Here is a 21,486-nt window from a genome sequence, read left to right on the forward strand (position 1 = left end):
GCGTTATGAAACCATTGAATGTTGGAAAGCTGAATAAGCGAATTACATTTGTGCTTTTGGAAGACGGAATTGATGAGTTTGGCCAGAATTGCCAAGCGTGGAAAGAATACAAAACTGTATGGGCTACTGTAAAAGCTCTCCGAGGTGGGGAATATTATGAAGCACAGAAAATCAGGCCAGAACAGACATATAAAATCACAACGCGCTATCATCCTGGCATTACTCCAGACATGAAAATTCAGTATTGCGAAAAGCTGCTCGAAATTATTTCGTGTAATAACGTTGAAGAAGCTGATTATATGCTGGAGATTCAAGCGGTCGAATATGTTGAAAGAGAGGAATGAAATGGATATTTCGCTGGACGGAGTGGATGAGCTGGTTGCGGATTTAGAGAGAGCGGTTAAATTACACCCGGATGCTGCAGAAAAAGGATTGCGCCGGTCCGCATTTCGATTCAAGGCCTTTCTTGCAAAAATCGTAAAATCGAAAGTGAAGGAGCATACCGGGAATCTGACCAAAGGGTTTTGGGTTTCACCGGTAAAGGGGTTTCGCATGGATATGGAAGTAGATTTTTCGGCAGAAACAAAAAAGAAAAATCCTCACTTCCACCTTATTGAAAATGGCCATGACATTATACTGCCTTTAAGGAGAAACGGAGTTAAGCGTAAACGAGGCGGTGAAAAAGTGGGATACAAGCCAGGAATAAAAGTGCTGCCAGGAGCCCGAAAAAGTTTTGAACCAAAGCTTGAAGAAGATCTTGCAAAAGTAAGAGATCAGATTTTGAAGGAGGCTGGACTGTTATGATAACGGGACAAGATCTAAAAAAAGAAATCGTGAGATTACTAAAGTCAAAATATGACTATATGGTATACGGAAAAGAGGTTACGGAAGGTTATAAAAAGCCTTCTTTTTTTGTAGACTTAAGGCTTCTATCGCAGGAAGATGAAAGCGTCAATATTGTTTCAAAAAGTTTCCATTGTACCATCACATATTTTCAAAAGAAAACCAGCGAATCCGACATCCTAAAAACGCTTGAAAGTATCTTAGGAGTCTTAACTTTACAGCATCCACGCAGCAAGAAGAAAAAATTGATGTTAAAGGTAGGTGAACGCTATCTTCCCGTGTCAAATTTTGAACAAGGATTCACTGGCAAAAACAATAATATTATGACGATCGATTTTGACGTGGAGTTTTATGACTTCTCTACCGTAAAAGAGGACATAGAAACAATGAAAGATGTAATAATCAATAAGAAATTGGAGGGATAAAGATGGGACTGCCAAGTATAACAATTACATTTACAGAAAAAGCAAAAACGGCAATTACCAGGCTGGATAAGGGAATTGTTGGACTGATTTTAAAGGGAAACATACCGAGTGTGAACCCGATTGTTGCTACAACGGATGAGGACATACCAAATTCTCTATCTGCTGCAAATCAAGAGTATATAAAACAAACTCTATTAGGAAACGGCCGATCACCTAAAAAAGTGGTTGCGTATTGTATTGAGGAATCAGCAGAAGATTACACAGAAGCCCTTGCGTATTTTGAAACGAACAGAATCAACTATCTTGCGGTGCCTACCGTGGAAACGGATCTTGCAATGGATTCCATCAAATCGTGGATAAAGAAAGAACGTAAGGAAGGGCGGACAGTGAAAGCCGTACTCCCAAAATGCGAAGCGGATGATGAAGGAATCATTAATTTTGCTACAGACAATATTGTTTGTGGTGAGAAAACATATTCGACAGAGGCATTTTGCTGTAGGATTGCGGGAGTTATTGCAGCGACAGAAGCAAAAGCAAGCTGCACCTATACGGCGCTTCCGGACGTGGATTCTGTAGAAAAAATGACACGTGCGGAAATGGATGATGCAATAGACAAAGGGAAGCTGCTACTTTTTCACGATGGAGAAAAGGTAAAAATTGCGCGCGGAGTCAACTCATTAACAACCACCGGGCTGGGAAAAGGGTACCAATTCAAAAAAATTAAGAATGTTGAGACCATGGACACGATCCGAGACGATATCACCAAGACAATAGAGGACGTCTATATTGGAAAATACCCGAACACCTATGATAACAAATGCTTGTTGATCTCTGCAATCAGCGACTATCTCTCGACGCTTGAGCAAATTCAAATCATAGAAAACCAAGTTGTGGAGATTGACGTGCAGGCCGTAAAGCAATATCTGAAAGAAAATGGAGAAGATGTATCCGCAATGACAGATGATGAGATAAAAATGGCGAACACATCGGATAAAGTGTTTATTCGAATTTCGTTGAATCTAATTGATGTCATCGAAGAAATCGTTATTCCGATTACAGTATAGGGAGGATTAGAATGGACAGTTATACACCTGAAAAAGTTATAAACGGAACTTATGGAGAAGTATGGTTTGATGATCAATATATGGCAGAAACGACAGCTTGCAAAGGAGAAATTGACATTGACAACCAGGAGGTTACTCAGACAGGAACCAGGGGAACGGGCTATAAATTCATGGGATACAAAGGAACCGGAGAATTGAAAATGAATAAAGTCAGTTCCTTTACGATTAAAAAAATAACGGAGCAATTAAAGCAGGGGAAAACGCCAACTGCGACGATCATATCAAAGTTGGATGACCCAGATGCGTATGGTTCGGAACGAGTTAAGTTTGTTGGCTGCACGTTCAACAAACTTACGATCACGGATTGGGAGGCCAAAAAGTTGACTGAAGAAACAATACCGTTTAACTTTCAAGATTATGAATTGATTGACACGATTTAAGGAGGAAAACAATGAATTTAGTTGAAAAATTAATGCAGGCAGATATTACAAAATGTGCAGAAAAGGAAAAGGATACAATACAAAGCAGGCGTTTAGCCAAAATACTGGGCCAGGGCGAGCCTGTAGAAGTTGAAGTAACAGAGGTGGACCAGCGGCTGCTGAATGAGATTTTAGCAGATCAATTTGATCGGAAAGGTCGGTTTGAACCAGCAAAAGCCTACGACGCGCAGCTAAGGTGTTTGGTGGAAGGCGTCACTTCCCCTTCGATGAAAGATAAGAAATTGATGGAGCACTTTGGATGCCATACGCCAAAAGAACTCGCAGAAAAACTCTTCAAAGGGGAAGCAAAGAAGATTGCAGACAGAATTGCTGAATTAAGCGGTGTAGAGTCAGAAAATGAAGAGGATGAAGCAATAAAAAACTAATTGAGACAGACGCAGATGTGCAAATAGCATATCTGCTGTTCTGTCATAAACATTGGGAACCGCAGCGGTACTTTTCAATGGGCCATGGAGCTAGAAAAGTTGTTGCGGTTTTCTTATACCAATATTTAAATGAAAAAGCAGAAGCCATTGAGGAAATGAAAAAATGAGCGAAAGATATATTGATGCGACACTGCGCTTTAAAGATCGATTTACTGGACCGATGGCGAGCGCAACAAAAAAGATACAAAATAGCTCTCAAGAAATAAAGCGGATGGGAAGAACCTTTATTAATGCCGGCAAGGATATGGAGCGCACCGGGAAAAATTTGACCTCAAAGGTTACTGTTCCAATAGTAGGACTAGGTGCGATAGCAGTGAAAACTGCTGCCGACTTTGAGTCTGGAATGAGTAAGGTTCAGGCGATTTCCGGCGCATCAGGTTCCGATATGGAAGCTCTTACAGCAAAAGCGAAAGAAATGGGCATCAAAACAAAGTTTTCGGCTTCTGAGAGCGCGGAGGCATTTCAGTACATGGCCATGGCCGGCTGGAAGACAGAAGACATGTTAAACGGAATAGAAGGAGTCATGTACCTAGCAGGATCCAGCGGCGAAGACTTGGCGACCGTGTCTGATATCGTTACAGATTCTTTGACAGCCTTCGGGCTAAAGGCAAAGGACAGTTCACACTTCGCAGATGTCCTGGCAGCGGCGGCAAGCAACTCGAATACAAACGTCGCAATGATGGGAGAAACGTTCAAGTACGCTGCCCCGGTTGCCGGTGCATTGGGTTACTCAGTAGAAGATACGGCAACCGCGATTGGGCTTATGGCCAATGCCGGTATCAAGAGCAGCCAGGCGGGGACGGCTCTGCGCAGCTGGATGACACGGATGGCAAAACCGACAAAAGAATCACAGAAAGCGATGCAGGACCTGGGGATCTCGCTTACGGACAGCAGTGGGAAGATGCGGCCGTTCGGAAACATAATGGGAGACCTGAGGGGGAGCTTCGCGGGCTTAACCGAAGAACAGAAGGCGCAATATGCCGCCATGCTTGCAGGAAAAGAGGGAATGAGCGGGTTGCTAGCAATAACCAACGCAACGGAGGCGGACTACAAGAAACTGACTGGGGCGATTGGGGATTGCAATGGCATGTCAAAAAAGCAGTATGACATCATGCAAAACAACCTTCGGGGCGCATTTGACATGATGAAGTCGGCGGTGGAAGGCGTGGCAATCAGTATAGGCGGCGCCTTGACCCCTACAATAAAAAATGCAGCGAAATTTATTCAGGGTCTTGCGGAACGGTTCAACAATCTTTCTCCGGAAACGCAAAGGATGATCATAAAAATTGCAGGATTTGCCGCAGCAATAGGACCGGCAATGATGATAATCGGAAAACTTAACAAAAGTGTTGGCGGCATTATTTTGAAATTTGGGAAGTTTGGAGAAGCGGCGAAAAAAGGTGGCAGTTTAGTTAAGCTGGCATTAAAAATATTTATCGGACCTGCAGGTATTGCCATACTTGCGATAGGAGGAATCATAGCAATTGGTGTGTTGCTATATAAGAATTGGGACAAAATCAAGCAGATAGCAGAAAAGCTCAAAACGACTATCGCAAATGTATTCAAATCATGCGGGCTGGACGTGAGCAAATTCAAATCAATCTTTGCAAACGCAGGAACGATCATAAAACAAATTGCAACATTAATTGGAATGGCAATCAAAGGAATACTTAAAGTTCTAAAACCGGTTGTAATGTTTGTAGCAGGGGTTTTCGTAAAACGTTTCAAGACAGCATTCCGCTTAGTGGCCGGCGTAGCGTCAGGGTTGCTTACTAGTATCAGCGAAACGATTGGCGGGATTAAAACTTTTCTTGGCGGAGTGATTAAATTCATTAGCGGCGTATTTACAGGAAACTGGAGCAAAGCGTGGGAAGGTGTAAAAGAAATCTTCAAGGGGGCATTTGGTGCTCTTGCAGGAATTGCGAAGGCCCCGCTGAATGCAGTGATAGGCCTTGTAAATGGAGCAATTTCGGGAATTAATAAAATTAGCTTTGATATACCGGATTCGAAATGGGTACCATCCAAGTTCAGAGGGGCGCATTTCGGAATGAATATACCGACGATTCCATACTTATATCGAGGCACGGACAGCTGGCCAGGAGGGCGGGCGATCATCAATGAACCAAAATACGGAGGGGAAATTGTGGATCTGCCAAAAGGTTCACGGGTCTATCCACACGATGAGTCCATACGCATAGCGCGATCGGAAGGAAAAGCACCTAGCATCACTATCAATAAATTGGCGGATTATTTTGTTGTCAGGGAGGAATCTGATATAGACAAGGTGGCCGATGCGGTTGCAAAAAAATTTGTAGATTTGGGAATGAATATGGCATAAGGAGGACAATATGGAAATCTGGATCAAAAAAACGGAAAGTGATGCGTTTCGCCTCCCGGTTAATCCACCTGATTACGAAATTACAAAAGAATCGGGCAACAGTACTGTAACGATTTATAATTTAGGAGAAATATCAATGCTGGGGAAGGGAAAACTCAAAAGTGTTTCTTTCTCTAGTTTTTTTCCAAACCAGAAATATAGTTTTTGCCAGCCGGTGGAGACGTTGCTAAAGCCATACGACTACATCAATAAACTGGAAAACTGGATTGACAATGGACCAGTCCAGTTAATCATGACAGGCACGAATATCAATGCTACCGTAACGATTGAGAGTTTGACTACACAGGAAAAAGACGGGACGGGGGATGTATATTATACAATTAGCTTTAAGGTGTATCGGAAACCAACCTACACAGTCCCACCAAAGCCGCCAAGCAAAAGCAGCACAAAGGTTACAACAAGCTCCGGAAAGCGAACGACAAAAGCGGTAAAGACAACAAACTATACTGTAAAAAAAGGAGATACGCTTTCGGAAATTGCGAAGAAAAAAACGGGAAAGGCAAGTAATTGGCGAGCCATTTATAATCAAAACAAATCGGTAATCGAAAAAGCCGCGAAAAAACATGGCCGAAAAAGTTCTCAAAATGGCCATTGGATTTATCCCGGAACAAAGTTGGTGATTAAGCTGTGAAGTTAACATGGGAAAATATAGATATTGCGCAATATGTATCTTCTGTTTCCTGGTCTGGTAGCGCAAAACAAGCGTCCAGGCAAGTGAGTTTTCCGGTTGCGAGCAATCAACAGGATGCTGATTTTAAGAATCTTAAAATCAAAACAGGCGATATCATTCGGCTTTACGACGATGCTGGAAAGCGGATTTTTTTGGGCCGTATAATCAGCCGGGAACAAAAATCAGAAATTGGAACAGTCAGCTATGTTGCCAAGGACTATATGGATAATCTGTTACGAAGCAAGGGTACATACAAGTTCAAAAATACAACTCCAGAGCGTATTGCGAGAACAGTATGCAAAGATATCAAGATCAGTACCGGCAGTATCGCAAAAACAAAGGTTAAGATCAAAAAGATGTTTGCGCAGGAAAAAGAGTATTACAACATCATCTTGATGGGATATACGAAGGCATACAAAAAGAATAAAAAGAAGTACATGTTACAGATGAATGGCACCAAGTTGGAAGTCATTGAAAAAGGCAAAGTAATACCAAATTTTCACATCGTGCAGGGGGAGCGGATCATTGACAGCACCTATACAGAATCATCGGAAAGTATGGTTAACCGGGTGGCAATCTATAACCAAAAGCATAAAAAGATTGGAACAATCAGTGATAAAAATTGGGTGAATCGATATGGAGTCCTACAAGAAGCTTTAACTGTAGAGAAAGGGAGCGGAAAATCTGCTGCGAAGAAGATGCTGCAAGGACTAGAAAAAACATATAACATAAATTGCTTGGGAGATAGTCAATGCACAGCCGGGAAAGGTGTAATCGTCAGGGACGGCGCAACAGGAATGTCAGGAACCTTTTGGATTGAAAATGATGTTCATACCTGGGAACATGGAAACTATACAATGAGCCTGGAAATGGCTTTTAAAAACGTTATGGAAACGGTGGCGGAGGATAAAGAGGAAAGCTCAACTTCTGCATCTTCAAGTAATGGTTCAACGGTGAAAACAGACGTCTTAAACGGAAAAACGGTAAGTGCAGTATTTACGGCCTATTATCCGGCAAACAACAAAATGGAAGGTGGGTTTTACGACGCACAAGGCAATAAATTGGATCCGAAAAAATATACCTGTGCAGCACCAAAGTCAATCGCATTCGGGACGCAGATCCAAGTGGTTGGTACCGGGACATCGTTTGACAAAAAAGTATACAAGGTTACGGACCGGGGTGGGGCAATTACCGTTAAAAATGGCGTTTACCATTTTGACCTACTGATGGAAAGTAAAACAAAATGCAATAAATTTGGTCGCAGAACGGGGAAAGCGATCATTGGAAACGGTACAGGATATAAAACAAAAACCGTGACAAGCGGAGCATCCGGAAAGGCCGGAAAAGTAATTGATAAAGCAAAGACCTACATAGGAAGAGTTAAATATGTGTTTGGTGCAGCCAGCCCGGATTCGGGACGCAGTGATTGCTCAGGTTTTACGCAGCATGTTTTTCGCAAGGCGGTTGGAATCAATATCGGAAGAACAACATTGGAACAAGTGAAAAAAGGAACGAAGGTCTCTAAGGCAAATTTGCAGCCTGGGGACCTTGTTATGTTCCAGGGTACCTATCGAGCTGGAGTCAGCCATGTTGGCATATATATTGGGAGCAGCAAGTTTGTCCACTGCGGAAGCAGCCACGGCGTAACAACGGGAAGTCTGAAAGAAAGCTATTGGGTGCAGCATTGGCACTCAGGAAGGAGGGTGCTATGAGTTATCAAGAAGAATTTGTGAATATGATGCGGCAGCAGGGTACCTATTACAACAGCCCGGATTTACAGCTGGGAGAAATGAAAACGGATACGGTATGTGCAGTAGGGGATAATGCTCTTGCGAAAGAGGATTATAAAGTCCTGGAAAACATAAAAGGAAAACTGAAAAAAGGTGATACGGTTCTTGTACTCCCACTTTCGGAAGGTGGGAGTGATCCGGTTGACTTTGTACTACTAGGAAAGGTGGTAACTCCATGACATTTCCATTCGACGAAGCATTTGAGGCCGCAGAACTAGCGAATGAAGAACTAACAGAAACTGAAGAAAAGCCGCAGGAATGGGAAATTGACTTTAATACCGGACAGTTAACAGGGAGGATTGTAGAAGGGATTGAAGCAATAAAGGTATGGGCGTGGATGGCCTTACAAACCCCACGGTATCGCTACAGGATTTACAGCTGGGATTATGGCAGCGAATTTGAGGATTTGATTGGCACATCACATACAAATGAATATTTGAGTGCAGAGCTAAAGCGTATGACGGAAGAGTGTTTATCTGCAAATAAATATATAACTGGAATTGAAAATTTCTCGTTTGAAAAAGAAGAGGAGCGCTTACGGATTAGCTTCAGGATGGTGACCGTTTTTGGAGAGGAGGAGACAGAGCTATATGTATGAAGACAGAACGTTTGAAACAATTATGGAAGAAATGATGAATGATGCATCAGATCGCCTCGATAAACAGGAAGGGTCTCTGTTATGGAGCGCTTGCGCAAAAAATGCGGTCATGCTGGAGGAGGCTTATGCGGCTTTGGAATATATCTGGGAACAGCTCCTGCCAGATACCCAAGATCGGGAGCATCTTGCTGGCAATGGCGTGGAGGCGGGAGTACCGATCCGAGACGCAACAGCCGGCATATTTAAGGCGCAATTCAATATTGCGGTGGAACCGGGAGAACGTTTTTCGCACATAGAGCAAGAATGGAATTACTACGTAACAGAAGTGATCGATGAAGAAAACCATATTTACAAAGTGGAGTGTGAAGAAGTTGGAGCAGAACCAAATAGCTGGTTGGGAGAACTAGAACCAATTGATTTATTAGATGGGTTTGAGAGCGGAATTTTATTAGAAGTAATTGAACCAGGGGAAGACGAAGAAGATACAGAAGAATATCGACAACGCCGTCTTGAGTATTTTGGAATTAAACCGTTTGCTGGAAATCGTGCGTATTATAAGCAGGAACTAAAGGATATTGAGGGCGTTGGCGGTGTAAAGATTGCCAGGAGGAAGGCGGGAGAAGAAATTATCAAAGCGACAATTATTTCCGGAAATTTCCGCCGGCCAGAAGAAAGTTTCATAACTGACGTACAGGAAATGATTGATCCGATTGACCTTTCTGGAGAAGGTGATGGAATTGCGCCGGTAGAACATAAGGTAAGAATAACAGGAGTGACAGAAGTTGCGATTAATGTAGAGGTTGCAATTGCAACAGAAGAAGTGGATGTTGGCGCAGACCTTAAATCATACGTGGATGAAGCCGTAGACACATACCTGAAGAACTTGGCTTTTAACTGGGAGAATGTCAGCCGAATTAACGTTGTTAAAGCAAAAATCGAAGCGGAAATAATGGATATACCTGGAGTAGCAGATGTTTCCTTTACGAAATTAAATGGAGAAATAAAAAATGTGCTGCTTGATGAAAATGAGATTCCGACGAAAGGGGTGGTAACGATTGTTTGATATGCCAGAAATCTACTTACCTCCACACATTGAAGCTTTACAAGAAATTGCAGAGGTTAATCGCATCACTGAAATTCAACTTGCAAAGCTGGAGGAATGTATCAATGAATTAAGAGATAATTTATTGATTTTAACATCACGGGAAAGCGGGATCGCTCGCAGAGAAAAAATATTAAAAATAACTCCGCTAGATACCGATACATTGGAGGAAAGACGCTTTCGAGTATGGTTAAATTGGTACGATAGCTATCCGTACACGGAAAAAGATGTCCTGCAAAGAATGGACCGATTGTGTGGTGTTGGAGAGTATATTTTCGCACTCGACAAAGAGCGAAACAATTTGAAGGTTTTGTTGGAATTAACATCAAAGAAAAATAGGACAGCGCTAGAAAAGCTTTTGGATGAATTACTGAGTTTAAACATAGTCCTAGAGGTCGATTTAAGATACAATCAGTATTTTAAACTTGAGAAATACACGTATGCCGAGCTTGCTGCCTATACCTATAACTACTTGAGGAATGAGGTGCTACCATGAGTACAAAAACAGAAAACTATAATTTAAAAAAACCTGAAGAAACCGATTTTTTCAGTGTAAATGATCTTAATACCACTCTAGACTTGATAGATGAAATAATAAAGGCCAATCATGATATCGAACAAGATCATGAAAAAAATAAGAATAACCCCCACAGCGTTTCTAAAACGCAAGTCGGATTAGGAAATGTCCCAAATGTGACAACGAATGATCAGACTCCAACATTTACGCAATCCGCAGCCCTAACAACATTAGTGAGTGGCGAGAAACTGACAGCCGCACTTGGAAAGATCGCGAAAGCGATCGCAGATCTGATTTCGCACATTGGAAACAGAAGCAATCCGCATAGTGTGACCAAAACTCAGATCGGGTTAGGTAGCGTGGACAATACGCCGGATACGGCAAAGCCAATTTCAACCGCACAGCAGTCAGCCCTAAACAAAAAGGCTGACCTGGACGCAAACGGAAAAGTCTTGTCGGCGCAGCTGCCAAGCTACGTGGATGATGTGCTGGAGTATGCAGGTAAGGCGAATTTTCCGTCGAGCGGCGAAACCGGAAAAATCTATGTTGACACCGCCACTAACTTGACCTATCGGTGGTCGGGATCTGCATATACGGAAATCAGTCCATCAATTGCATTGGGGGAAACCACATCTACAGCATATCCGGGGAATAAGGGGAAAATTGCCTATGAACACACTCAAAACAAGAGCAACCCCCACAGCGTTTCTAAAACGCAAGTCGGATTAGGAAATGTCCCAAATGTGGCAACGAATGATCAGACTCCAACCTTTACGGAAGCTGTGAACGATGAAGATATTGCATCTGGAGAAAAGCTCGGAATACTTTTTGGAAAACTCTTGAAAAACATTAAGACTCTTCGCACCGGCCTTGCAGGTAAAGCGGCAAGTGGACATAAACATAGCGCCGATGATGTCACCTCCGGGACCTTGCCAGTTGCGAGAGGCGGGACCGGTCAGACAACGGCAGCAGGCATTAAATCGGCCTTTGGCGTTACGGCTCTGGAGACCTCTTTGGCTAACCTCATTTCCGATGAAACCATCGCCGCCGCAAAGGCCGCAGGCATTGATTTGTCGGGGGGGGGGGGGGGTCCTAAATCTTAATAGGTTGGTGCAGCTGTTTTTGACCAATCCGGTGATAGCGGAATATGACACGGCGGACGGATGGCATGTTGTTAAATATGCAAATGGCCGGGCAGAAGCGATGAAAGAAGTGTCAGTTACAATTAATATTTCGCTCCCAAGTGCACAAATTTTTTGGGGCTCCAGCATCGTAGCTTTACCAGACATTTTTGTACAACCGCCACAGCCGAACGTAGTCTGCCTATGCAATTATTGGGTGTCTACGTCTGTAAGAGGTATCAGCACGTCAAGTATAGACATATATGCTATTGCAGAAGCAGAGAGAAAAAATATACCTGTAACGTTTAGTATTAGATTGTCAGGCAAATGGAAATAAAGACACCTCTCCCGCCGGAGGGGTGGGAAAGGAAAGAGAATGAATGGAATAGAAAAATTAAATAAAGGGCTGCAAGATATCTTTAATTGGATCGCAGCCCGGAACAAAGTCTTGTGGCAAGGCGCAGCGGGAGAGGGGAATACGATTACAGTGCCAGGCCTCCAAAACTATAAAACAATATCGATCAATACTCAATATGGTAACTTTATGTGCTGCCCGGACAACGGCATTATCTCCGGGCTGCATGCGGATAGAGCGAGTCCAGGTACAAATTTAATGACACATCAGGTGTATGGCACGATCTCTGGAGACAAGATTACACTGATAGTTTGTCACTACATGGAGCATGTGCCAGGTAGCGGGCATGGCAATAAGGTGCCACTGCAACTCGTAAAAATCATAGGCGTTGAGCCAATCCCGGCTAAAATTTTGTCGGGGGGGTGCTCTCTAATAGAGTATCTATACCGCTTCCACGACCGATTAGGGGGTGTGTGGCATGGTAGATATGTTAAACACGATCTTACAAGGGCTACTTGCGGATATGACACAAGCAAAGACACTTAAAGATGGCTATATTGTACTACCAAACGGGCTGAAACTCTGCTGGGGGTTAGCTACCGGGAAGAAGTACGGGGATCAAATAGCATTGCCATTGTCTTATGAAAAAGGCCTTTATTTTATGCAGCCAAACTACAATATGGATTTTACAATGTACTGTACTTTCTCAAGTATGCTTTTTAGCGGAAATAAAATAAGTGTTGGAGCCTATGATGTAGTAAACAGAACACAATCAACCCGTACAGATTTAAGCGTTACATATTTTGCAATTGGATATTAGCTTAACCAAGACCTCAAGAGGTCTATTTTTATACCCTCGTAGAAGAGGGGGGAAAGGAATTATATTATGGCAAAAATAGCAATTGATGCAGGCCACGGACGGTATACGCCCGGTAAACGCTGCATGAAGAAGTTGGATAGAAACGAGACAAGAGAATGGGTCCTAAATGACCGGGTGGCAGATGAGCTTGGGAGGTTGCTTAAAGCGGCAGGACACACCGTAAAGCGTATGGACGATACGGACGGCAGTACGGACGTCTCACTTGCGGCGAGAGTACAAAAAGCAAATGCCTGGGGTGCAGACTTTTACATATCGGTGCATCACAACAGCGGCGTTGGCGGCAGCTCAGGCGGGGGCATGGAGGTCTATGTATCTAAGGGCTGTCAGGCAAAGAGCAAAAAGGCCCAGGCTGCCATCTATAAGTATGCAATTAAGCGGGCTGATCTCAAAGGCAACCGGGCGGACGGTACCAGGACCGCAAACTTTTACGTGATCCGCTATACGGATATGCCCGCCTGCCTGATCGAGTGCGGATTTATGGACAGCAAGGTTGATATCAAGTATATCCTTGACCCTGCCTGGTCCAAAAAAATCGCCCTGGGGATTGCTGAGGGTATCTGCGAGGTGTTTGGCGGGACGGTCAAGGCCGGTAGTGGATCGGGTGGCAGCAGCACGCCAAAACCAGCACCAGAAAAACCAGCTCCAGCAAAGCCCGCAAAGAAAACCGATGGCAAGCTGGATGAGGACGGAAAATGGGGAAAAGACTGTACCCTCAAAAACCAAAAAGTCTTTAAGACTGAGCAGGACGGTATCATATCATTTCAGCCGGCCGGCAACAAAAAGTATCTTGCGAACTGCTACGAGGTTTCCTGGAAGTTTTACAACTCCGGGTATGATGCAGGGTCCGTATTGATTAAAGCCATTCAGCGGTTTTTAAAAGATCAGGGCTATTATACCGGAAAAATTGATGGATGGTGCGGGAAACAGACCGTTCTTGCAATGCAGAAATTCCTGCGTGCAAAAGGACTTTATGCTGGCGATCTTGACGGCAGCATGGGACCAAAGACAGTCAAAGGCTGGCAGCGGTATATCAACAGTAGGCTGTAGGAGGCACAGATGGAAACAATACTTGCAATCGGCGGGGCTATTGTACTGGCTGGTAATGTCGGGGCTGTGATCTTTAAATGGCTCCGGCCGGCCGTAATGATCAAGCGAGACGTGGACGTATTAAAAGAACATGACCGCAACGATTACGAGGCCCTGCAGCATCTAAACAAAATGAACCGGGCGCAATGCAATCTCTTGCTTTGCATGATTAATCATATGATTGACGGCAACGGCATTGACGAGATGAAAGCGACCCGGAAAAACATAACGGATATTTTGAGTGAATAAAGAAAGAGAGGAATAACTATGAAAGCATGGATTAAAAAAGCAGGAATAAGAGCAATCAAAACGGTGGCCCAGGCAGCTGTTGCCATGATCGGTACTGCCGCAGTAATGCAGGAGGTTGATTGGCGCATGGTAGTCAGTGCGTCGGCGCTGGCCGGAGTGCTGTCGCTGCTGACCAGCGTGGCCGGGCTCCCGGAATTGCAGAGAAATGAAGAAGAAACTGCAGATGAAGAGGTCAGAAAGTAATGGATCCTAAAAATATGTCGGGGGGGGGGGGGGGGTACGTATCTGATATACAGCTGTTGCGTGGCGATTGCCTAAAATTAATGCCGGAACTTCCAGATGCGTCGATTGACTTAATTCTTTGTGACCTGCCATATGGCGTCACAGACTGCAAATGGGATAATGTGATTCCACTAGAACCATTGTGGGAGCAGTACAAGCGGATCATTAAGCCCCGCGGCGCAATCGTACTGACAGCGATCCAGCCGTTTACGACTCAGCTGATCAACAGTAATCGGAAAATGTTTCGGTATTGCTGGTACTGGATAAAAAATGAAGTCACAGGGTTTGTCTTTGCGAAAAAACAGCCGCTTCGATGTGTGGAAGACATCGTTGTTTTTTACAAAAATGCGCCGGTTTACAACCCGCAGGGACTGATCCGAGTTGACAAGGGTATCAAGCGAATAAGGCGAAACCCAGGAGCGGTTTACCGGGATGGATTGCAAAAACCCACCATTAGCTATTACAAAAACTATCCGAGACAGACTTTACGGTTTGATTGCCAGCGTGAGGGGTTGCATCCAACGCAGAAACCGGTGGAATTGTTTGAGTACCTTGTGAAGACTTATACAGATGAGGGTGCGATTGTCCTTGACAACTGTATGGGCAGCGGCACAGCAGCCGTGGCATGCCAGAACACAGGAAGAAATTTTATCGGTATGGAAATAGAAAAAGAATATTTTCAGGTGGCCCAAAAGAGAATATATGGATAATTAGAAACCCCCAGAGAATTAATTTTCCTCCGGGGGTTTTTATTTATGAGATTTCTTTCAATTTTTCGCTATGCTCCTGCACGATTTTCTTAATAATCTCCATATCAGCCTGTAATGCCTCAATCTGATCTGCTCCAGACGCGTAGCGCTGGTAGGTAGATGTATAACAGGATTCAATATTTTGTAGCCGTGGAGAAACCTCACGTTCCAATAGCAATCCTGTTTTACTTGTTTGTGTCTCGACTTTTTCCATCCTGCCTTGAATATCGCAGGTGGTCTTTTCAACCTTTTCCATCCTGCCTTGAATATCACAGGTGGCATTTTCAAGTGTTTCCACTCTGTTTTGTATATTGCTAGTAATACTTTCCACTTGTTGAATTTTTTCTTCTATGGGTTTAAGTTTTGCGTCCAGCTTTATATCCAGTAGCTGGGAAATCGCCAGTAAATCATCATTCGTTAATGCCATGTCCATACCTCCTCGAATACTATAAAGTGTAACATAAAATTAATTCAAAGTCTATTCATTCATCCAGATATCATTAAGCGTCACGCCCATGGCGGCCGCCAACCGGGCCGCCGTGGATAACATACAATCCCCGCGCTTTTCCAGGTCCTGAATTGTGCGCCGGGAAACCCCGGATTCTTCAGCTAATTTAGGCACTGACCAGCCTTTTTCTAACCGTATTTCTTTAATCTTTAACATTTTTTATTCTCCTGTTGTTTAACACAAAGCAGACGATCAAAAGCAATAGTTTGACAATATCCAAGATGCCTGGATCCTTAAAATCTCCATCAAGGATATTGAGCAGAACCAGCGCCGCCAGTAAAATGTTTATCTTTTTTCTGTTCATAATCACTTTCGATGTGCTATAATAAAGTATCCCCGAAGAGGGGGAGAGGCGGTTATTTCCGCCTCCTGGACTTGCGTTTATCTTTTTTCTTAGGTTTCCCGAGCTGCCAGGCTGTGAGTCCTAGAACTAAGATTTCCAGCAAGTCCTTTGCTATTTCTAGCAGATTCTTTATTGTTTCCACATCTTATTTACCTCCTTTCCTTAACTGTAATTATATTATAGCACGTTATAACGTGCTAGTCAATAGAAATGTTGAAATTTCAACAATTGTTTTATGTATATCTTCGATGTGCAGATTCTTCGGTACCTACATCCGTTAACGTTGCAATGGCTTCGTTAAATGGCATGGAGTAACGCTGAGACAGATATCTTTGCGAAGCAGCAAGCTCGCCATCCGGTCCGCCAACCTGACTAATAATAAATTTTGCCAGCGCGGGATTCGGATTCTTAATGTTGATTGGATATTCCAATTTCTTTTCATACGTCCACATAAACTAATCCTCCACTTCCCATGGCCATGGCTTCTGGATCCAGGACCATCCGTCTTTTTCCGCATTGATACCGTTATAAGTCAGAGGTCCGTAGGCCTCCTCATATTCCTTCTTTGCCTGTGCATGCAGTGCCTGATACTTATTGAAGAGGGCCAGGGCTGCCGGACTGTCAGGCTGATTGTTCAAATAAAGGCCGACGTCAATCATGACGAAATTCAGCTGCTGGACCTTTTTCAGCATTTCAGTTCTTCTGCTCATCGTCTTTTACCTCCTAAAAAAGGCAGGTCAAGACTTGGAAAAATAGTTCCTGCCTGCAGTGCTTTAGCAGGTTCGTAGGTTTCCTCCCACGGCTGCATCGGAACATAGGCCATGGCTACCGGCCAGTTTTCGAAATCGCGTCCGGTCATGCACGGCGGTTCCTGCGGGCTGCCGCCAAGGATATCGTCCATGATATCATCGCAGTCGCAGTCATCTAAATATATCGGCATACCTACATAAGGTTCTTTGTTACCACACAAAATAAGATTCCCCTTTCTTTTTAGTATAGTTCATACTATGAAAGAGGAATCTGTTTTGTTAATCAATCATAAAAATCGCGCTATGGACGATGAGGGCTGATTGAAGTAATCAGCTTTAGAACCGATGGATCCGGCTTGGGCGGAAGCAGGGCCGGTTTTGCCAGATAATAGCCTTGCAGATAATCAACGCCAAGGCGGATTACTGTGTCAGCCTCTTCTGGGCTTTCAATTCCTTCTGCAATGATTTTCATGTTCCGTTCGTGGCCATACGAAACGATGTGATGAACGATCTCCTGTTTATTAGTATCCTGGTCAATCGAGCGAATAATATTCATATCGACCTTGATATAATCAGGGGAAAGATCGAGCAATGCTTTTTCACTATTATAGCCGCTGCCATAATCGTCCAGAGCAAGGCCGCAGCCCCATTTCTGAATAAACTTAGATTTTTCAGTTTGCAGCTTTTTACTGAGATGTTCTTCCTCTGTTATCTCAAAAACAACCAAAGGCAAATAGTCGGCATATAAAGTTTCTACTTGTTTGATATCAGCAGGAGAGAGTCCCTGGTTAGGCAGCGAGTTAAAGAACAGCTTGCAGTTTGAACCGATGCTCCCTGAACGCATATGACCGGCAAAAGCTTCAAAGGACTTATAAACGGTCAGACTTTCAATCTGAGAGAGCTTTCCCTCCTCTTTGGCAACAGACAGTATTTCATTTGGACTGCGCAGAGTGGGCATATTGGCCCGCATCAGAGCTTCATAAGCAAAGATTTCTCCAGTAGTAGTGGAGACGATGGGTTGGAAATGATATTCGATCAGCCCTTTGGTCAGGATTTCATTTAATTCAGTTTTGCTCTGCATCATATAAGCTGCCTCGTTGTAATCACCGATATCAAAATCGCTGAAATGTCCCTTTGACGCGCGTTTGGTCTTGTACATGGCAAAGTCCGCATAGCGAATCAACTCTTCATAAGAGGTGCTATCTTTCGGATACCAGGCGATACCGCCAGTAACACGAATTTTTGTTATCTGCCCATCCGGCAGCATGAACTGCGAACTGTCAATGGTCTTTTTCATAGTATCAAAGGCCTGATAGATTTCTTTTTTATGACTGTACCCGTAAAAAAACAAGTAAAATTCGTCTCCTGATATGCGGGAAATAATCGTTCCCGAAGGCACTGCAGAGACAAAACACTCGGCAGCACTCTTTATGTACTTATCTCCGCAATCGTGTCCATACGTATCGTTGGTATATTTTAAGTTATCCAAATCCATCATCACCATAGCCGCTGTTTTGAGAAGGTGAGAATCCCTGGTAAAGAGACGGTTCATTTCTCTGTGGAACGCGCGCCGGTTGATCAAACCCGTCAAAAGATCATGATCGCGTTCATGCTCAATCAGCCTGCGCTCCAGGATGGAGTGGGTGATATCCTCTGCCAGGCCGATGTGATGGTTACCGGCATTTATATATTTCAGCTGAATATACGAGGTACCGGAATTGGTAGGAATCTCATAGAGAAATACCTGGTTTCCGGAATCTTTATTAATATAAGGCTCACACTGTTTCATGCAATTCTGGAATTCCAGAATAGAGAGACCCTCCGTATCAATATTAGGCATATTAAACAAATCGAAGAAATGACTTGTGATATAGATTGTGTTGCTGGTAACATTGATATCAAACCCAGCAAGGCGAACGCTGGCCATCGTAAGGATTTGCGTAAACTTATTACTTGAATCGATCATATCGCGGCTCAGCTGCTCGATAGAAGTGCTGAGCTGATCGATTTCGCGAATGTTGGTTCTCATGAGCGAAATTGGTTTTTGAGGATCAATAACGTCCATCTCGTGGGAAAGGGAAGTAATCGGCCGTGCGATCAAATAACTGATCAAAATACTGCCGCCGATTCCCAACAGTAGGGTAATGATAATCGCTACGGTGAGAATGAATTTTACGTTATGGGATGCAGAGAACAAATCCGATGTTTTAACAGATCCGATTAAAACCCATTGGTCATTGGAAAAAGCCGTATTAGTATTATAAAGGTTAAGAGGATTTATGGCACAATAAAACGTCCCGCCCTGTTTCCCGGTATCGAGGAAATAGGAGAGATTGCTGTCATCGGCTTTACGGATATCGGGATCGCTGATATCCTGAGTAGCTTGAGAATAAACAGGTCCGTTGACAAAAAGATCTGTAAATTGAAACGATGTCCCTTTTCGAAGCGCTAGGAGATAGGCGCCCTGTTTATCAGCCGTGAGCTCATCGTAAGGCAGCTGCTTTTGAAGATAATCCAGTGTGATATCAGCCCCTAAAACACCGTAGACAGTGCCGTCGGAAAGACGTAAGGGTACTGAATAACTAATAACGCTATGCCCGTCCATGTCCGAGCTGGGAACAAAAGGAAGGCTCCAGTACCCGAGATCAGATACAGAGATATCGCTGTCGCTTACCAGAGCGTTTTGATAAGGTTTATAAAAAAAGGCAGCATGATGATAGCTGGTTTCGGTAAAGTCAAATTGCGGTTTCCAATCGCTGTCTGTGGGGATCGCCAGTTTATTAACTAAAGAGATCGGAGCGCACTTGAGCAGCAGATCACCATTATTGATGGAAGTCGCGGATACTGGATCCAAGTCACGAAAATATAGTCCGGGTTTTTTGCCAGATGATGCTTTAGACAAATCCTCCGTATTAAGAATAATGAAAGCTCCAGTCACATGATTAGTACGCATCATCGAAATCAGATCGTCCGCCACCGCATCCAGAAGAGGAGCTGACTGTTCTGAACTGTCGTCGATTTTTGAAAGGTCAATTGTCCCTTTCTTGTCCAAAGCCTGTGCTTTCGCGTTAACGCTTTCTACTGTGAGCCCGACATTAGACCAGCTTTCCACCATTTCGTTCTGTAGATAGGTAGCCCTGCTGGCAACTTTTTGCTGAAGGATATCTTTGGCATTTTGATCCAGACTGGAAGTCAATCCTCCTGCAAAGATGCTGCCTACCAGCAGTAGAATCTCCAATATGACAAGAACCCCCATTGGAATAATAAGCCGTTTTACCAAGGGAGACTCTGTATTTCTGATTTTGCTGAACGTCTTTGTGACCACAAAGCAGCCTCCTCTATTGCATCAATTGTTCCAGTTCGTTCAAAGTCTTCGTATACCAATTTTTAAAATTTTCATCGTTATCAAAATCAGCGGCGGCCTCATCCAGGCTCATACCCTTTTTTAGATTAGCTTCCACAGTCTTACGATCGGCAGAGGCTTTATCAGAAAGGGAATACTCCAGTATATCCCGCGCCTGAGTCCCATCTTTAAAGGCTTTCGTCGTGTACAGCGTGCTATTTTCCACAGTTTCGATGGCTGTGGAAACGATGGCTACTGTTTTTTTGTCCGTTTCATCAGATAAATTGAGCGCGTCCCGATCATTTCCATCCTTAGTTACAGGCAAGTAGCCGGATGCCAGGGAAAACTCAACATTGTTTTCCGTGTTTGTAAACCATTTTAAAAATTCTACGGATGCATAGATTTCTTCATCGGAAGCGTTGGTTACAACCATACCCGCTCCTTGCTGCACGGCATATTTCTCTCCGCCTTTAAATTGGGGTGCCTGATAAACCTCCATGTCGATCGGATAACTGTTGTTATCATCAGCGATAACTTCCTTGGGGAAGAAAGAAGCACCGGAAGAGGAGCCTACGAAGGAGATAATATTGCCAGTTTTAATGTCATCGCTCCGGAATCGGCCGGATGCAGAAAAATATCCCTTTACATAAGGAACATAGTAATTATCCCATAGTTTTTTCATGACATCCTTATCAAAATTGAGAACCGGCTTGCCGTCTTTAAGAGAAAAAACTTCAACTCCCAGCTGTTTTGCACCGATAATAAAATAGTTGGCCATCGCATCGCGGCCGAAAAAGGCTTTTCCATCACCAGCCTTTGGAGTCTGGCTGTCGGTCCATTCATAATAGGCCTTAGCCGTTGCTGTTAAGCCCTCCAGCGTTTTCAGATCGGAGATATCCGCTCCGGTTGCCTTGGCAAATTTATCCCAATCTGTTTTGTTGATCATAAAGATTTCCGTAGACTTGGCAATAGGGAAAATTTTCAATGAATGATCGTCTGAAAAACGGCCTTCTTCAATATAGCTATCTATGTATTGATCCAGTTCTTTTTTAGAAAAATAAGGGGAGAGATCCGCTACAAGCCCCTTGCGGTCGACAGCATAGGCCGTATCCGAATAGGCGGCAAAGATATTTGGAACATCGCCGGCACCCACTTTTCCATCTGCCGCCGCAAGAACGTTGTCTTCCAAATCCTTTACGGCTCCCTGACTGGATGCTTCTACAACAATTCCTTTTTCTTTGCCCTGCGTCTGGTTGAATTTTTCAATCAGGCTGTTGAATGAGCTCTGTTGATCTCCGTTATAGTAGTGCCAAACCGTAATCGTCGTAGGGTTATTTGGATCAAGGTTGGCTGTTTTTGTTCCTTCGACAGTGCAGGAAGCGAGCAGTAATGCGAATGCTAACGTTAAAATAAGAGCGATGATTGATTTCTTCATTGGAAAACCCTCCCTGTTTTTCTGTTTATCTTCTAAAGATATCACATTTTAAAG

26 protein-coding genes and 1 pseudogene are annotated in these 21,486 nt (G+C 43.7%); 19 read left to right on the forward strand and 8 right to left on the reverse strand.

Annotated features, from left to right (window positions below):
- Positions 1 to 5 precede the first annotated feature (5 nt).
- From NIA71_RS01295 to NIA71_RS01385, 19 genes are all read left to right on the forward strand, one after another.
- Complete coding sequence (locus NIA71_RS01295) at positions 6 to 344, forward strand: phage head closure protein (RefSeq protein WP_253019438.1); 339 nt, start codon at positions 6 to 8, stop codon at positions 342 to 344.
- A gap of 22 nt (positions 345 to 366) precedes the next feature.
- Positions 367 to 804 carry an HK97 gp10 family phage protein gene (locus NIA71_RS01300; RefSeq protein WP_253019440.1) on the forward strand — a complete coding sequence of 146 codons (438 nt, stop codon included), beginning with the start codon at positions 367 to 369 and terminating at the stop codon, positions 802 to 804.
- A complete protein-coding gene (locus NIA71_RS01305; protein WP_253019452.1) occupies positions 801 to 1,268 on the forward strand; it encodes a phage tail terminator family protein in 468 nt (155 codons plus the stop codon). Before NIA71_RS01300 ends, NIA71_RS01305 begins: the two co-directional genes overlap by 4 nt.
- 2 nt (positions 1,269 to 1,270) lie before the next feature.
- On the forward strand, positions 1,271 to 2,332 hold the full coding sequence (locus NIA71_RS01310; protein WP_253019454.1) for a phage tail sheath subtilisin-like domain-containing protein: 1,062 nt from the start codon (positions 1,271 to 1,273) through the stop codon (positions 2,330 to 2,332).
- A gap of 11 nt (positions 2,333 to 2,343) precedes the next feature.
- Positions 2,344 to 2,772 (forward strand): phage tail tube protein, encoded by a 429-nt coding sequence (locus tag NIA71_RS01315; protein WP_253019464.1) that lies wholly within the window; start codon positions 2,344 to 2,346, stop codon positions 2,770 to 2,772.
- An 11-nt stretch (positions 2,773 to 2,783) separates the two neighbouring features.
- Complete coding sequence (locus NIA71_RS01320; protein WP_253019466.1) at positions 2,784 to 3,197, forward strand: phage tail assembly chaperone; 414 nt, start codon at positions 2,784 to 2,786, stop codon at positions 3,195 to 3,197.
- Positions 3,198 to 3,360: 163 nt separating this feature from the next.
- On the forward strand, positions 3,361 to 5,595 hold the full coding sequence (locus NIA71_RS01325; protein WP_253019468.1) for a phage tail tape measure protein: 2,235 nt from the start codon (positions 3,361 to 3,363) through the stop codon (positions 5,593 to 5,595).
- Positions 5,596 to 5,605: 10 nt separating this feature from the next.
- Entirely contained in the window at positions 5,606 to 6,286 is a 681-nt protein-coding gene (locus NIA71_RS01330; RefSeq protein ID WP_253019479.1) for a LysM peptidoglycan-binding domain-containing protein, read from the forward strand.
- A 191-nt stretch (positions 6,287 to 6,477) separates the two neighbouring features.
- Positions 6,478 to 8,037, forward strand: a complete 1,560-nt coding sequence (locus NIA71_RS01335; protein ID WP_253019481.1) for an XkdQ/YqbQ family protein — start codon at positions 6,478 to 6,480, stop codon at positions 8,035 to 8,037.
- On the forward strand, positions 8,034 to 8,294 hold the full coding sequence (locus tag NIA71_RS01340; protein ID WP_253019483.1) for a hypothetical protein: 261 nt from the start codon (positions 8,034 to 8,036) through the stop codon (positions 8,292 to 8,294). Before NIA71_RS01335 ends, NIA71_RS01340 begins: the two co-directional genes overlap by 4 nt.
- Positions 8,291 to 8,713, forward strand: a complete 423-nt coding sequence (locus NIA71_RS01345; protein ID WP_253019485.1) for a DUF2634 domain-containing protein — start codon at positions 8,291 to 8,293, stop codon at positions 8,711 to 8,713. Before NIA71_RS01340 ends, NIA71_RS01345 begins: the two co-directional genes overlap by 4 nt.
- Positions 8,706 to 9,776: a baseplate J/gp47 family protein gene (locus NIA71_RS01350; protein WP_253019490.1), complete on the forward strand. Its 1,071-nt coding sequence runs from the start codon at positions 8,706 to 8,708 to the stop codon at positions 9,774 to 9,776. The genes NIA71_RS01345 and NIA71_RS01350 overlap by 8 nt, the downstream gene beginning before the upstream one ends.
- A gap of 1 nt (position 9,777) precedes the next feature.
- A complete protein-coding gene (locus tag NIA71_RS01355; protein WP_253021265.1) occupies positions 9,778 to 10,311 on the forward strand; it encodes a putative phage tail protein in 534 nt (177 codons plus the stop codon).
- A complete protein-coding gene (locus NIA71_RS01360) occupies positions 10,308 to 11,435 on the forward strand; it encodes a hypothetical protein (RefSeq protein ID WP_253019491.1) in 1,128 nt (375 codons plus the stop codon). Before NIA71_RS01355 ends, NIA71_RS01360 begins: the two co-directional genes overlap by 4 nt.
- 851 nt (positions 11,436 to 12,286) lie before the next feature.
- The gene (locus NIA71_RS01365; protein WP_253019492.1) at positions 12,287 to 12,628 is read left to right on the forward strand and encodes a hypothetical protein; all 342 of its coding nucleotides are present in this window, start codon (positions 12,287 to 12,289) and stop codon (positions 12,626 to 12,628) included.
- Positions 12,629 to 12,694: 66 nt separating this feature from the next.
- On the forward strand, positions 12,695 to 13,735 hold the full coding sequence (locus NIA71_RS01370) for an N-acetylmuramoyl-L-alanine amidase (RefSeq protein WP_253019498.1): 1,041 nt from the start codon (positions 12,695 to 12,697) through the stop codon (positions 13,733 to 13,735).
- Positions 13,736 to 13,744: 9 nt separating this feature from the next.
- Entirely contained in the window at positions 13,745 to 14,023 is a 279-nt protein-coding gene (locus NIA71_RS01375) for a CTP synthase (RefSeq protein WP_253019500.1), read from the forward strand.
- An 18-nt stretch (positions 14,024 to 14,041) separates the two neighbouring features.
- Positions 14,042 to 14,266 carry a holin gene (locus tag NIA71_RS01380; protein ID WP_253019502.1) on the forward strand — a complete coding sequence of 75 codons (225 nt, stop codon included), beginning with the start codon at positions 14,042 to 14,044 and terminating at the stop codon, positions 14,264 to 14,266.
- 80 nt (positions 14,267 to 14,346) lie between these two features.
- Positions 14,347 to 15,015, forward strand: a complete 669-nt coding sequence (locus NIA71_RS01385) for a DNA-methyltransferase (RefSeq protein WP_253019504.1) — start codon at positions 14,347 to 14,349, stop codon at positions 15,013 to 15,015.
- Positions 15,016 to 15,058: 43 nt separating this feature from the next.
- Here the strand turns inward: NIA71_RS01385 and NIA71_RS01390 are convergent, their stop codons facing one another.
- From NIA71_RS01390 to NIA71_RS01425, 8 genes and pseudogenes are all read right to left on the reverse strand, one after another.
- Positions 15,059 to 15,481 carry a hypothetical protein gene (locus tag NIA71_RS01390; protein ID WP_253019506.1) on the reverse strand — a complete coding sequence of 141 codons (423 nt, stop codon included), beginning with the start codon at positions 15,479 to 15,481 and terminating at the stop codon, positions 15,059 to 15,061.
- Positions 15,482 to 15,532: 51 nt separating this feature from the next.
- Positions 15,533 to 15,718, reverse strand: coding sequence for a helix-turn-helix transcriptional regulator (locus tag NIA71_RS01395; RefSeq protein ID WP_253019507.1), 186 nt, complete (start codon positions 15,716 to 15,718; stop codon positions 15,533 to 15,535).
- Entirely contained in the window at positions 15,705 to 15,866 is a 162-nt protein-coding gene (locus tag NIA71_RS01400) for a hypothetical protein (RefSeq protein WP_253019508.1), read from the reverse strand. The genes NIA71_RS01395 and NIA71_RS01400 overlap by 14 nt, the downstream gene beginning before the upstream one ends.
- A 287-nt stretch (positions 15,867 to 16,153) precedes the next feature.
- Positions 16,154 to 16,357 (reverse strand): annotated as a pseudogene (locus tag NIA71_RS01405) (manganese catalase family protein); the annotation flags it as partial.
- A 3-nt stretch (positions 16,358 to 16,360) separates the two neighbouring features.
- Complete coding sequence (locus tag NIA71_RS01410; protein ID WP_148396593.1) at positions 16,361 to 16,615, reverse strand: spore coat protein CotJB; 255 nt, start codon at positions 16,613 to 16,615, stop codon at positions 16,361 to 16,363.
- Positions 16,612 to 16,875: a spore coat associated protein CotJA gene (locus NIA71_RS01415; RefSeq protein WP_227754978.1), complete on the reverse strand. Its 264-nt coding sequence runs from the start codon at positions 16,873 to 16,875 to the stop codon at positions 16,612 to 16,614. The genes NIA71_RS01410 and NIA71_RS01415 overlap by 4 nt, the downstream gene beginning before the upstream one ends.
- A gap of 80 nt (positions 16,876 to 16,955) precedes the next feature.
- Positions 16,956 to 19,979: an EAL domain-containing protein gene (locus NIA71_RS20030; RefSeq protein WP_148396592.1), complete on the reverse strand. Its 3,024-nt coding sequence runs from the start codon at positions 19,977 to 19,979 to the stop codon at positions 16,956 to 16,958.
- A 13-nt stretch (positions 19,980 to 19,992) separates the two neighbouring features.
- Positions 19,993 to 21,432, reverse strand: coding sequence for an extracellular solute-binding protein (locus tag NIA71_RS01425; protein ID WP_253019511.1), 1,440 nt, complete (start codon positions 21,430 to 21,432; stop codon positions 19,993 to 19,995).
- Positions 21,433 to 21,486 lie beyond the last annotated feature (54 nt).

Source organism: Ihubacter massiliensis, from assembly GCF_024125305.1.
Taxonomy (GTDB): domain Bacteria; phylum Bacillota; class Clostridia; order Peptostreptococcales; family Anaerovoracaceae; genus Hominibacterium; species Hominibacterium faecale.